The 12,564-nt window shown below is 34.2% G+C and carries 13 protein-coding genes and 1 riboswitch; of the genes, 3 read left to right on the top strand and 10 right to left on the bottom strand.

Annotated elements, in window-relative coordinates:
* Positions 1-250: 250 nt before the first annotated feature.
* The 6 genes from rraA to ybaK form a co-directional block, all read right to left on the bottom strand.
* Positions 251-730, bottom strand: coding sequence for a ribonuclease E activity regulator RraA (gene rraA / locus ACQKNI_RS01005; RefSeq protein WP_088229714.1), 480 nt, complete (start codon positions 728-730; stop codon positions 251-253).
* Between the two features lie 260 nt (positions 731-990).
* Positions 991-1,869, bottom strand: a complete 879-nt coding sequence (locus ACQKNI_RS01000) for a 5'-methylthioadenosine/S-adenosylhomocysteine nucleosidase (protein ID WP_427282105.1) — start codon at positions 1,867-1,869, stop codon at positions 991-993.
* Between the two features lie 162 nt (positions 1,870-2,031).
* Positions 2,032-2,135: riboswitch (purine riboswitch) on the bottom strand.
* 330 nt (positions 2,136-2,465) lie between these two features.
* The gene (locus tag ACQKNI_RS00995) at positions 2,466-4,085 is read right to left on the bottom strand and encodes an S-layer homology domain-containing protein (RefSeq protein WP_088229716.1); all 1,620 of its coding nucleotides are present in this window, start codon (positions 4,083-4,085) and stop codon (positions 2,466-2,468) included.
* A 622-nt stretch (positions 4,086-4,707) separates the two neighbouring features.
* Positions 4,708-5,010, bottom strand: coding sequence for a hypothetical protein (locus ACQKNI_RS00990; protein WP_000717614.1), 303 nt, complete (start codon positions 5,008-5,010; stop codon positions 4,708-4,710).
* Between the two features lie 155 nt (positions 5,011-5,165).
* A complete protein-coding gene (locus ACQKNI_RS00985) occupies positions 5,166-5,363 on the bottom strand; it encodes a hypothetical protein (RefSeq protein ID WP_002096482.1) in 198 nt (65 codons plus the stop codon).
* A 595-nt stretch (positions 5,364-5,958) separates the two neighbouring features.
* On the bottom strand, positions 5,959-6,435 hold the full coding sequence (gene ybaK / locus ACQKNI_RS00980; protein ID WP_088229717.1) for a Cys-tRNA(Pro) deacylase: 477 nt from the start codon (positions 6,433-6,435) through the stop codon (positions 5,959-5,961).
* A gap of 343 nt (positions 6,436-6,778) precedes the next feature.
* Here ybaK and ACQKNI_RS00975 point away from each other — a divergent pair, with 343 nt between their 5' ends.
* Entirely contained in the window at positions 6,779-8,092 is a 1,314-nt protein-coding gene (locus ACQKNI_RS00975; RefSeq protein WP_427282104.1) for a histidine--tRNA ligase, read from the top strand.
* A 79-nt stretch (positions 8,093-8,171) separates the two neighbouring features.
* On the opposite strand, the gene ACQKNI_RS00970 is transcribed toward ACQKNI_RS00975, so the two are convergent.
* Together ACQKNI_RS00970 and ACQKNI_RS00965 are read right to left on the bottom strand one after the other, a co-directional pair.
* A complete protein-coding gene (locus tag ACQKNI_RS00970; RefSeq protein WP_098356804.1) occupies positions 8,172-8,648 on the bottom strand; it encodes a hypothetical protein in 477 nt (158 codons plus the stop codon).
* 314 nt (positions 8,649-8,962) lie between these two features.
* On the bottom strand, positions 8,963-9,346 hold the full coding sequence (locus tag ACQKNI_RS00965) for a winged helix-turn-helix transcriptional regulator (protein WP_088229719.1): 384 nt from the start codon (positions 9,344-9,346) through the stop codon (positions 8,963-8,965).
* Between the two features lie 129 nt (positions 9,347-9,475).
* On the opposite strand from ACQKNI_RS00965, the gene ACQKNI_RS00960 reads away from it, so the two are divergent.
* The gene (locus ACQKNI_RS00960) at positions 9,476-10,156 is read left to right on the top strand and encodes an NAD(P)H-dependent oxidoreductase (RefSeq protein ID WP_088229720.1); all 681 of its coding nucleotides are present in this window, start codon (positions 9,476-9,478) and stop codon (positions 10,154-10,156) included.
* A gap of 158 nt (positions 10,157-10,314) precedes the next feature.
* The gene (locus tag ACQKNI_RS00955) at positions 10,315-10,596 is read left to right on the top strand and encodes a DUF1292 domain-containing protein (protein WP_003271045.1); all 282 of its coding nucleotides are present in this window, start codon (positions 10,315-10,317) and stop codon (positions 10,594-10,596) included.
* A 50-nt stretch (positions 10,597-10,646) separates the two neighbouring features.
* On the opposite strand, the gene ACQKNI_RS00950 is transcribed toward ACQKNI_RS00955, so the two are convergent.
* Complete coding sequence (locus ACQKNI_RS00950; RefSeq protein ID WP_280147255.1) at positions 10,647-11,717, bottom strand: pyruvate kinase; 1,071 nt, start codon at positions 11,715-11,717, stop codon at positions 10,647-10,649.
* Between the two features lie 84 nt (positions 11,718-11,801).
* On the bottom strand, positions 11,802-12,512 hold the full coding sequence (locus tag ACQKNI_RS00945) for a hypothetical protein (protein WP_098883065.1): 711 nt from the start codon (positions 12,510-12,512) through the stop codon (positions 11,802-11,804).
* Positions 12,513-12,564 lie beyond the last annotated feature (52 nt).

The raw sequence follows: 12,564 nt of genomic DNA, 5'->3' as shown, positions 1-12,564 counted from the left end.
AAATGCACAACACCTCCTACCCGCATCATTTGCGGCTATATTTGTATAGGAAAAATAATTTCGTTTATGAACGTATCATTGTGATAACATTCACTTTTCTAGGCAAAACTAACTTCCATTTAAGTTATCGTAAAACGATAAACCTATACATTCTGTAAATTATAAATTTCTGTATTATTTTACTATTGACAAAGGATTTTGTCCACGCTTTATCGGATTTATTTTGTAAGAATAATAACTTTCTAATCTCTTAACTATGCAAACTCTTTTCACTAATAATAACCCCATCTTCATCCGCATAAACATATTCATTTGGCTTCCATTCTACTCCTCCAAATTGTAATGAAATATTCCTGTCGCCTTTTCCTTCTTTTACACTTCTATTTGGCATCGTTCCTAACGCTAAAATACCAATATTAATATTCTTTAGTTCACTAGAATCACGAACATATCCATTCACAATAATCCCTGCCAGCTTTCTTTCTTCCGCAATAGCTGCCAAATTATCGCCGAGTAACGCACAATTCGTAGAAGCTCCTCCATCAACAACTAATACCGTTCCTTCTGGTAATGTTTGCAATCCTTCCTTCACTAGTACATTATCATCCTTCACTTTTACCGTTGCAATTTTCCCGTGGAATTGTTCTTTCTTCCCAAAAGACCGAAAAGACTGGCGGCATATTTGTAATTCTTTTTCAAACTCATCACATAGATCCGTAGTTTTCCACATCTTTTTCCCTCTTTTCCTTTTTCTTTCTATATAACTTATTCTTGGATTATTTTCGTTTCCCTGTCTATTGTTGCAATAATTTGTATGTAGACGAACGATCTTAGAAAACTAGATTGCAATTTGCTTCAGCAAAAACTTCTATACTATTGAAACGTTACGAACTACTTTAGTAGTGAATAAGAAAACAGCAAATACCCCGAAACAAACAACTTTTGTCGTTCATGTCGGGGTTACTTAGCCTTTCTTTACTAGAAATAATGTTATTTACTTGGCAACGTATCGATATACTTTTTAACTACTTCATATACATATTCTTGATTTGCCGCTGCTGTGTTTGGATTGTATTTTCCGCCGTTCGTTTTATTGTTAGATAATACTCGAATTCCTAAAAATGGTACGTCATACGCTTTTGCGATTTGCGCTGCTGCAGCGCCTTCCATTTCTTCAACAGATGTACCGTATTTTGTATGGAACCATTTAATTCTATCCACTTCATTATTCCAAACATCTGCTGAGCCAATCGTACCTTCAACTACTTTACCTTTTGTATATGTGTCTTTTACCGCATTCGCTACTGCAAGTAAATCCTTATCTCCCTCGTAGTATCGGACTTTCTCAGCATTTGGATCTTCTCCTGCACTTCCTTCAGAAGCCATTAAGTCCATAGATATCCATTTTGTCGGCTCAATCCCTTGATTCTCATCCATATTTGTTGTTTTTAATGAACCTATGTTTGCTACTTGTTTTCCTAAAACGATATCAAATACATTTAAATTTGGATCATGTCCACCTGATGTTCCTTGGTTAATAATCGCCTGAGGCTTATATTTTTCAATAGCCACTGCTGTAGCGGCTGCTGTATTTTCCATTCCTTTACCTGTTTTCGCTACGATGACAGGATAATTATCGACAGTTCCTTTATAAAATACGAAAGTTCCAGACTTTTCTTCTTTCACATTTTTTAATCTTTTTGCAAAATTTTCAGCTTCTATCGGCATTGGCCCTTGAATTAAGATTGGTTTTTGATTGCTTTTTGCCTCAACTTGTTTCGGACTCGCATTACATCCCGCAAGTATCGAGAATGACAATGCAACAGTAGTTACTAGGGCAGCACATTTTTTTAACGTATTCTTCTTCATAAATAATCTCCTCTTTCTCTTGTTGTTTTCTATACTCGATGCTTTGGTCCAAACAAAAAAGTTCTAGAAATTGTAGAAGAATCTCTACTTTCTAGAACTACGGTAGTCAAAGTTAATTAAGCATATGCAAAATTATAAATCGGTAGCGCACATTGCATAGAGCGACCGAATACTTTAACCCGTAGTCCAGTTCTTTCATTGGGAACTAGGTAGAAACGCTCGGACCATATTACCGAGTATATACGAGTGATGTTATTTAAAATTATTATATTGGTAATATAACAAACTTTTTGTATATTTGCAATTAAAATATGAATGTTTTTCAGAAATATTTTAATAACGTTCGTTTTTATCGCCATCAAACAACGAAAACCCTCATTTACAAATGTAAAATCACGTAAAAACTTAAATATCCATATACTAAACCAACCTAAAACGTCCAATATTTTACAGACAATTACTCTTCCTTCTAACTCCATTTCAAATTTCTATATAACTATTAAAAAACTGAAACACAAAAACAGGCAATGGAGAAAATGCTGTCCATTGCCTGGGAATACATGAAATATGTGATGTATGACTTACTTCTTAACTATTTAATTTTTATCTTTCGTATAGACGATGTAGCTAGGCTCATTATAAATCCACTCATCTGTACCAATTCTTAGCCAACCATTCTTTTCTTCGTATACTGTAGCTTTTTCACCTTTGCTTGCTTTTCTAACAACAGAGTAGCTAGATCCTGCTCCGCTGCGAACATTTACCCCAATACCATTTATTTCAACCGTACCAATTCCTTTTTGAACATTCCCAGTTTCAATAACTTGAAGCATGTTTAAAATAAATGCTGCAGTTTCACCACGAGTTGTTGTTCCTTTAGGGACATACATGTTATCTCCCATACCTGTTACAATACCTAAGCCGTATAATCTTTGTACAGCTTCTTTATAGATAATTTGATCTTTATCTGCAAATGGTAAGTTTACCAATGGTCCATTTATTCCTTTATACTGTAAAGCTTTATTTACAATGACCGCTGCTTCTTCTCTTGTAATAGGTGTGTTAGGATCAAAATTACCGTCTCCTCTACCAGAAATGATGCCTGCACTTGCAGAACGTTTAATACCATCTCGTAAAGTTGAATTTGCATCATTTAAATCTTTAAACGTCGCATCTCCAGCTGGAAGACTTAAAGAATTCGAGATTAATTGCGCAAACTCAGCTCTTGTTACAGATCTATTAGGCGCAAAAATGCCGTTTCCTTCTCCTACCATAATACCTCTTCTATTCAAATCACGAATAGCCGATTCATACCAACCTCCCGTTATATCGTCTGTCGGTTGATAAAATTTATTATAATATCCTTCAACGCCATTTACGAATGGAACCCATTGTCCACTATTAATCATCATATCGGGACAGTTTTTACCACTCCATTTTTGATGTTTTACGATGTTGTTTAATGGTACACCCGTTTCTTTCATTAAATAAGCTGCAAGTTTCTTTGCGTTATCGACTGCCTTATTGTAGTCACCATCACTATTAACTGCAATTTCAATTGCAATAGATTCTCTATTACCTGGCCCATCACCATCTCCTGCGTGCCATCCGTTCTCGTTTAATGGTAAGTGTTGATAAATTTCTTTATCATCTACTGTAAAGTGCCATGATGCAGCTCGGTCTGTTTCCCCTACTGCTTGGTTATATAAGTATTGAGCGTGGCTTTTAGCTCCTGCTCCTACGCTTTTATTATCAGTCTCATGAATTGTAATATACTTTGGAATCATATGATTTTGAGGGCGAATATTCTCGTTACCTGCTGGAACAATCCATTCCGTGAATGGAACCCCGTTTATCGTACTAGAAACTGTAGGTGCTGAGAAAGCAAAACTACGCTTTGTTCTACCTGAATTGTGAGGAACCGTTAATGTACCCGTTTCTTCATAAATACCTTCTGAACTTTGAAGACTGTCCACTTTCTTATTATTGACAGTACCTCCACCGCGTCCATCTACCCCTTCAAAACTTTCTTCAATACTTTTTAAAACTTGTTCTTCTGATACTTGAAGTTGATCTGTCCCGCTTTGTTCCTGAACACTTATAGATTGATTGTTATTTACAGATGGTTGTTCTTCTGCAAACGATACCATCGATGAGGATAATACCGTTAGTCCTGCTGTTAATGCTACTACTTTTTTATTCAATCTAATACTCATATTTAATTTAGTATATCTCGCTATTTTAATAGATATACCTTCCTCCTCACACTTCTTCTAATGTACATCCTAATAGTTACATAACACCTTCATTTTTCATTACATATAATCAATCGAAATCTATACATTCTCCCAGATAAATCAATATGTAAGAACATTTCAAACAATTATTAAAGAGAATGATAGAAACTAAAATAGTTTTATCCATTTCAACCATCGAAATGGATAAAACAATACATAACATTTTACTTCATATGTCGTTCTTTTTCTATGAAATTCACATTTTTTTAATCTTTTCTATAAAGTGAAACTTTATTGTGGGTACCGATACATAGCCATCTAGCTAAGATTTTGAAGTGCTGCAAAATCAAAAATTTCATCTCACCACAGGTTTCTATGAGAATCCGGTGAATAGATTATTTACATAATTATCGTTATTGGAAGTAAAGTAAACCCCATAGTAGCACGAACACTGTTCTTGTTATAATTAATTTTTTTCAGAACGTCTATAATCCTCTTTTAAAAAATATATGTAAATATAATAAAAAACGAATGATTAATAGAAATATTCTACGCCACTCGTTTTTTTATTGGACTTCTTTTTACTGTACTTTTATTTTCTTTATGAGTTATTAGAAAAATAATTGTCTATATAAGTCTTTATTTTTTCAAAATCCTTTTCCATAAATAAGATTGCTGGTACTTCAATTATTGGAAGATTATTTTCATTATCAAAAGGTGGACACGGTTTGGGAACTACCAAATAGTCAACTGAGTTTTTATCCCTAATATAATTAATTGAAACATCATAATACTTAGAAAAATATTCCTTCAAATCATCCTGATTCCTTAAAAATGGTAGAGAAAATATTGAACCATAATTTATACCAGCGTCGACAATTAATACAAAGCATATTTTTTTCATGATACACCCTCCTCGTATAATAAGTTTTAAGTTAATAACTGTTCCTTGAAAATTAAATAGTTTTTATCTTCAAGAGCTAGATCCAAAAAATGATGTATGGGTAAAATTTAGTCTTGGATACTGGGGGATTTCCCTACCTTATTCAAAGAAAGGCATTACATGCTATTCCGAATGCAATAAAACAAATAAAATACTAAGACAACAACAGTAATAATACTCGATGCTGTTTTGAAAGTTTTGTTTTCATACGTTTTATTTAACAAGAAGAAGAACAAAACGACCCAGACCCCGTTGGAAAAGAATGATGTTAGTGCATTGAAAACAACTCGAAACGCAAACATAGAGTCGTCCATTAGTTTTTCACCTCGTTTTTTCCTTATTACACCATTTACAAAAAGTGATGTATCGTGTTTTTCTTGTATATTCTATACATGTGAGGTTAACATAACGTCCTATTATCAGTAGCAAGGAAAAAGGAGAACCCTGCTCTCACAAGGGAATCTTCTTTTTTAGTTCTATGAATCTATACATTTTTTATACATCCCTATCCTAACGCGGTTTTAGTGTTCTTGTTTGTTACTTGATTAGCCAAAAAACTGTATAAAATCTTGCATACTCTTAGCGTAGGATTACCCCAAAATACTGGCCCCCAATACATGCTTTCTTATGGGTATTTCTTGAACCACCATTAACACTCCCCCGTCACTTGTCTATCTTTAAGAGTAACTCTGCTCGTTTATTTAAAGTCCTCGCACCGAGATTTTGTCGTCCTCCCAAAACCAAACAAATGATTCATATTACACGCCTAAATTAAACTGAACATTCAATCTTTTCAGATTTAATCTAGGCATGTAAATAAAAAGGACGATCAGCCCTACAATGGACTAACTATCCTATAAATTATTATCTAAATTCAATAAAACTAAAACTTCTTTTCCCTATGTATATCTACTTCGTTACTTCACCAAACTGCGCTCTTGTCACTTTCGCCAAGTCTTCAACTTTCAGCTCAATTTGTATACCGATTTTCCCTCCACTTACAATGATCGTTTCAAGTGATTGAGCACTCTCATCAATACATGTAGAAAATAACTTCTTCATTCCGACTGGCGAACAACCGCCACGAATGTATCCTGACACTTTCGTAATATCTTTTACAGCAATCATTTCAATTTTCTTTTCACTTACTGCTTTTGCCGCAGTTTTTAAATTCAATTCCTCATCTACTGGAATGATAAACACATGATAATTTTTACTATTCCCTTGAGCAATTAACGTTTTATATACTTCTCTCACTTCTCGTCCAATTTTCTCAGCTACTGATACGCCATCAATTTTCCCATCGCCAGAGTCATATGACATCATCGAATATTCAATTTTTTCTTTATCTAATATTCGCATCGCATTTGTTTTATCTTTTTTCATAGTGGTCTCCTTAAAAGGTTATTTCATATTATTAAGTTTTCTTTTATTATACACCCTTTTCCATTTCTCCTACATAACTTCACGTATATTTCAAAACTAAAAATATTGATAATTCAAAAAACATCTGATATAATTTGGAAAAACTTATGTTAAGGAGAGATTTGTAATGCGAAATTTTAATACTTCTTTCCAACTTCATCATCATACGTAACGCCGTGTATCCGAAGAAAAATTTTTCTTCGTGGGTACAGGGCTTTTCCTGTTGACCCACGAAGCGTTCATAAAGCTATGTGGGTATTTTTTATACCTGCATAGCTTTTTTTAATTTTAAAAAGGAGTGATTATGATGGAAATGAAAAATGTAAAAGGAACGAAAGACTATTTACCAGAGGAACAAGTACTACGAAATAAAATTAAAAGAGCATGTGAAGATACGTTTGAACGTTATGGCTGTAAACCGTTAGAGACACCAACGTTAAATATGTATGAGCTTATGTCTTACAAGTACGGCGGTGGCGATGAAATATTAAAAGAAATATATACACTTCAGGATCAAGGAAAACGTGAACTTGCCTTACGTTACGATTTAACAATTCCATTCGCAAAAGTCGTGGCAATGAATCCGAACATCCGCCTCCCTTTTAAACGTTATGAAATTGGAAAAGTATTTCGAGATGGCCCAATTAAACAAGGAAGATTCCGTGAATTCATACAATGTGACGTTGATATAGTCGGTGTTGAGTCTGTCATGGCAGAAGCTGAACTTATGAGTATGGCGTTTGAACTGTTCCGAACGTTAAACTTAGAAGTAACGATCCAATATAATAACCGAAAGTTGTTAAACGGTATTCTCCAGGCTATTAATATCCCTACTGAACTAATGAGTGACGTCATTTTATCATTAGACAAAATCGAAAAGATTGGGATAGGTGGTGTACGAAAAGATGTATTAGAGCGCGGAATTACTGAAGAAATGGCTGATACGATATGTAATACCGTTTTATCTTGTCTAAAGCTTACAATTGCTGACTTTAAAGAAGCTTTCAATAACCAACTCGTTACAGATGGAGTAAACGAATTGCAACAATTACAGCAATATTTGATCGCTCTTGGAATAAATGAGAATGCTATATTCAATCCATTTTTAGCACGGGGACTCACAATGTATACAGGTACCGTGTATGAAATCTTCCTAAAAGATGGATCAATTACATCCAGCATCGGTAGTGGCGGTCGTTACGATAATATTATCGGAGCATTCCGTGGTGATAATATGAACTATCCAACAGTCGGTATTTCATTCGGTTTAGATGTTATTTATACAGCACTATCACAAAAAGAAACTACATCATCTACAGCCGATTTATTTATCATCCCGCTCGGAACAGAATTACAATGCTTACAAATCGCCCAGCAATTACGTTCTACAACTTCCTTAAAAGTCGAACTCGAACTAGCAGGACGTAAATTAAAACGTGCCCTTAATTACGCCAATAAAGAGAACATCCCTTATGTACTTATTATTGGGGAAGAAGAACTTAGTACAGACACTGTTGTGCTGCGGAATATGAAGGAAGGTAGTGAGGTGAAGGTTCCCCTTTCTTCTTTGAAAGATAATACATTTAATAATTATTGTAATATACCCATTAAGTTATAACTGTGAATCCTTCCTAAAACATAAGCTATGTAAGCTAAAAAACTCCATTTAATAATAATGGAGTTTTTACTGTTATTTATTAATGTTTAAATATAAATGTCTGTTTATATTTTCTTTCCGCCTCACAATCTTTTTCTCCATCTTTTAGCATTCTAGAAGGCTTTTCTTGCCAAGTTATAATAACTTCAAGTTCATCAGACTGAACCGATATAGGAAAATTCGCATGATTAAAAGCAACTTCTTTACTTAACACATGATCTTTTTTAGAAGTGAAAAGCTCATACTTCGTCTGGGAATCTGGTTCATTTCGAAATACTTCAACAGTTACATGATAAGCGTCCTTCCCTATATCCTTAACCTCGAAACCATACGTATTAAAAACATCCTTTTTAGCTGTCACTAAGCCAGGTTTTTTATCAGGTTGCTTAATTTCAATTTTCCATCGATCTGACGTTTGAGAAATCGGTAACTGCTTTGGAGAAAAAGCATGAACAGTGAAAGAACTTCCAATTACGAAACAAAATATACAAAAGAAAGAAAAAAGCACTTTTTTCATTAATATAACCTCCATTGTTTTAAGTTTTGAATTACTGTTCCCTAAAAACAATGGATGTATTATCCGTTAAACTAAAAGTGCCGTCCTACCATTATAGAATCTCGTATACAAGTTTTTATATAGATGAGAGCAACTCGAAAATCAGTTTACATAAAATAATTATAATCCACTAAAAACTACGCGTATTTAATATATCTGTTGTGAAATTTGATAATAACCACATGAAAACGCCAACAAAAAGATGAATCCGCAGTGCAATAATGTTATTTCTTAACATCACTTCTCATCCGTTCTCTCTACTATACCAAATTCAACTATTTACTATTATTTTGTGCATTCCTACTCTCCAAAACTTTCTCCATATTATGAGTTGCCCACTCCAACATTAATAGAATCATTGGACGAAGTGATTCACCAAGCTCAGTTAACGAATATTCTACTTTTGGAGGCACTTCACGGTACACTTCACGATGTATGATGCCATCTGCTTCAAGTTCTCTCAGCTGCAGTGTTAACATTCTTTGTGTGATATTAGGTTTTAATCTCTTTAATTCATTAAACCTCTTTTTACCATCTAATAAATGATACAAAATAACCCCTTTCCATTTCCCTCCAATCACCTCAACCATCGCTTCGACTGGACAAGAATATTTATTTAAAAATGGGTGATTTATATTATTTTCGTTTGCACAATCCATAAGAAATCCCTTCCCTTATCAATAGTATCTTTTTTGATACTATACCACATAAATGTGCGTACTTGTTTCTATGTTACTTTAAAAATATAATTTACTTACAAAAATAAAATAATGAAAAGAGGAACTTTTATGACAAATACAAAACAAATGACAAAAGAAAAAATTATGGAGGCTTTTCATTTCAGACATGCATGTAAAGAGTTCGATCCTATGCAGAAAATTTCAGAAGAAGATTTTAAATTTATTTTAGAAACAGGAAGATTATCTCCTTCTTCTTTTGGATATGAACCTTGGAAATTTCTTGTCGTACAAAATAAAGAATTAAGAGAAAAACTACAACCGTATTCATGGGGCGCTGGTGGGCAGCTTGCAACAGCTAGTCACTTTGTCATTGTTCTTTCAAGAAACATTAAAGATATGCATTATGATGCAGAGTATATTAAATATATGATGAACGATATTATTGGATTACCTGAAGACACTCAAAAAATTAGATATGAATTCTTCAAAAAGTTCCAGGAATCAGATTTTAACTTATTACAATCCGACCGGGCTGTATTTGATTGGGCATCTAAGCAAACTTATATTGCTTTAGGTAATATGATGACGAGTGCAGCTCAAATTGGCATTGACTCTTGTCCAATAGAAGGATTTGATAAAGAGAAAGTAGACTCTTTACTTCGTCAAGAAGGCATTATACAGGGCGATAATCTTGAAGTATCTGTTATGGTTGCCTTTGGTTACCGTAAAGAAGAGCCAAAGCGTGATAAAACAAGACAGACTACAGATAAAATTGTTGAATGGATTTAGTAATATAGCACGCAAAAAATAATGCTCCTAATAGCTGTATACTCATACTAAAGAAGAATCAGTTGTTTTCTTACGTATGAATTTGTTTTTTCATGGAAAGATATGTTAGTATGTATACAGTTTGAGTGCTCTATTTTTTAGAGCCGAACAGGAGGAGAATGAATATGTCTGATATTGAAGTTGGCGAAGTGTTTACACTTAGTGATGAGAATAATGAGGATCAGGAAGTAGAAGTGCTTGGAGCGATGGATGTCGAAGGTGCAGAATATATTGCAGTTGCCTTCGTAGAAGACATTCAAACAGAAACTGAGGAAGACATTGATATCTTCTTTTTAAAAGTAGAAGAAGATAATGAGTTTTCCTACATTGAAAATGACGAAGAGTTTGACAAAGTATCTGCTGCCTTTGATAAGATTTTGGACGAGCAAGAGCAAGAATAATATGAGTTAAAAACACGAGGGGGATGCATATCCGCCCTCTTTTTTATTCATCACTCACCGAACGATCTATGCAGTAATTCCAGTACATCTTTCATCGCAAAAGAACCATCTTTTTTTACATGCTCGGCAAATTCAGAAACGAGACGTAATGTCCTTACACTTTCGATTGGATGTTCACCTGATGCGCTTTCAGCAGAAAGCATCACTGCATTCGTCCCGTCCAGTACAGCTTGAAATACATCAGTCACCTCAGCTCTTGTAGGTATAGAATGCTCTACCATAGATTGAAGCATTTGTGTTGCTGTAATAACATATGTATTCGTTCGATTACATTCCCGAATCATCATTTTCTGCAAGAGCGGAATAAATTGGAACGGTAACTCTACTCCTAAATCACCCCTCGCAATCATAATTCCATCCGCTTCTTTACATATCTCTTGAAAGTTCTCGATCGCTTCCATCGTTTCTATTTTAGCGATTAAACTTGGAGAAGTTTCTTTATGCCGCTTTATAAAATCCCGTATTTCCTTTATGTGACTAGGTTTTCGCACGAAAGAACACGCGATAAAATCAACATCCTCTTCTAAAAGAAACTGAATGTCGTTTTTATCTTTCTCTGTAATAGCGGGTAAGCTAACAATTGCCCCTGGTAAGTTCACTCCTTTATGAGATGAGATATTACCACCTGTTTTGATCTTTGTATCTATTTTGTCCGTACTTACCTTCTCAACGATTAACTCAACTTCCCCATCATTAATTAAAATTCTACTTCCAACTTTCACATCATTCGAGATTCCTTCATAATCAACACTTGCTTTAGTACTACTCCCTGTAACTGGTTGCGTATGTAAAATAAAAGAATCTCCCGCCTGAAGTGTAATTTGTTCTCCTTTTATTTCACCTAACCTTATTTTAGGACCTTGTACATCACCTAAAAATTTAATAGAATCATCTAACGATTTCACTAAACGAATGATGTCTTTATGACTTTCATGCGTGCCATGTGATAAATTTAGCCGAACGATTTTCATACCGTTCTTTATTAACTGCGCTAACGTTTCTTTATTATTGCTTGCTGGCCCAATTGTACAAATTCGATCAATTGTCATTTTTATCACCATCCTTTTTAAGTAGGTTTCCCATTACCTTTAAAATAAACTCTCCAATGAAAAGAAGCCTACTCCCACGAGCAGGCTCTTTTCACACTACGATAACTTCGTCAATAACTGATTTAAATCTTTTTTCGTTTTCGTCGTTAATGACTTCATTTTAGCAATATCAATCTTTTCTTTCTCTGCCCCTACAATTAACGGATACATACTTTGTCCGATTGTTTTATATTCAGTTGGGTACGATGCTTCTAAGTCTTTCTCTATTACATCCCACTTTTCATTAATTTGTTTTCCAAGTTTATTTACTGTTTCTAATTTCGGATTCGCAGCTAATTGCTTGTCTAAGCTCTCAACTAATGCAGCAACTTCTTTAACACTCGTTTTCACAGCTACACTTTTCTTCGGATCTTTCGTTGTTTTTCCATTTGAGTTTGTACTTGTACTTTGATCTGTTGTTTTTCCGCTAGTCGTTTGCTCATTCGTTTTACCTGTCGTTTCTTTTTCTTTTGTTTTCACGTTCTCGTTTTGAGTTGATGTTTTGCCATTACTTTCTGTTCCTGATGATTCTTTCGTATTTTTTGCATCTTTATCTGTTTTTTCGTTTGAAGAAGTATTTGTTTCTTTTTCAGTATCTTTCGTTGTTTTTGACGCTTCATCTGTACTTGTCGTTTTTGCTTCGCCTTCATTTTGCGCTGTTACTTGCTCCTTCTTTTCTGTCTCTTTATCTGCTGAAGGACTACAAGCTGCCATAGTAAGCATTGTACCAATTGTTATCGATGCGATAGCGACCTTTTTCATTTTCATATAAATCCCCCTATGTTTACTTTAATTTATCCTCCCCTTTACGATTCGATTT

Source organism: Bacillus sp. NPDC094064, from assembly GCF_050279585.1.
GTDB lineage: Bacteria > Bacillota > Bacilli > Bacillales > Bacillaceae_G > Bacillus_A.
Note: the sequence above shows the minus strand (reverse complement) of the source record. Positions and strands in the feature narration are given on the sequence as shown.

Excerpts from the sequence above, each read along its gene's own strand:
- ACQKNI_RS00955 (WP_003271045.1), top strand. The coding sequence starts at position 10,315 with ATGAATATGTCTGATATTGAAGTTGGCGAAGTGTTTACACTTAGTGAT.
- ACQKNI_RS00945 (WP_098883065.1), bottom strand. The coding sequence starts at position 12,512 with ATGAAAATGAAAAAGGTCGCTATCGCATCGATAACAATTGGTACAATG.
- ybaK (WP_088229717.1), bottom strand. The coding sequence starts at position 6,435 with ATGAAAAAAGATAAAACAAATGCGATGCGAATATTAGATAAAGAAAAA.
- ACQKNI_RS00960 (WP_088229720.1), top strand. The coding sequence starts at position 9,476 with ATGACAAATACAAAACAAATGACAAAAGAAAAAATTATGGAGGCTTTT.
- ACQKNI_RS00975 (WP_427282104.1), top strand. The coding sequence starts at position 6,779 with ATGATGGAAATGAAAAATGTAAAAGGAACGAAAGACTATTTACCAGAG.
- ACQKNI_RS00950 (WP_280147255.1), bottom strand. The coding sequence starts at position 11,717 with ATGGTGATAAAAATGACAATTGATCGAATTTGTACAATTGGGCCAGCA.
- ACQKNI_RS00965 (WP_088229719.1), bottom strand. The coding sequence starts at position 9,346 with ATGGATTGTGCAAACGAAAATAATATAAATCACCCATTTTTAAATAAA.
- ACQKNI_RS00990 (WP_000717614.1), bottom strand. The coding sequence starts at position 5,010 with ATGAAAAAAATATGCTTTGTATTAATTGTCGACGCTGGTATAAATTAT.
- ACQKNI_RS01000 (WP_427282105.1), bottom strand. The coding sequence starts at position 1,869 with ATGAAGAAGAATACGTTAAAAAAATGTGCTGCCCTAGTAACTACTGTT.
- ACQKNI_RS00985 (WP_002096482.1), bottom strand. The coding sequence starts at position 5,363 with ATGGACGACTCTATGTTTGCGTTTCGAGTTGTTTTCAATGCACTAACA.
- ACQKNI_RS00970 (WP_098356804.1), bottom strand. The coding sequence starts at position 8,648 with ATGAAAAAAGTGCTTTTTTCTTTCTTTTGTATATTTTGTTTCGTAATT.
- ACQKNI_RS00995 (WP_088229716.1), bottom strand. The coding sequence starts at position 4,085 with ATGAGTATTAGATTGAATAAAAAAGTAGTAGCATTAACAGCAGGACTA.
- rraA (WP_088229714.1), bottom strand. The coding sequence starts at position 730 with ATGTGGAAAACTACGGATCTATGTGATGAGTTTGAAAAAGAATTACAA.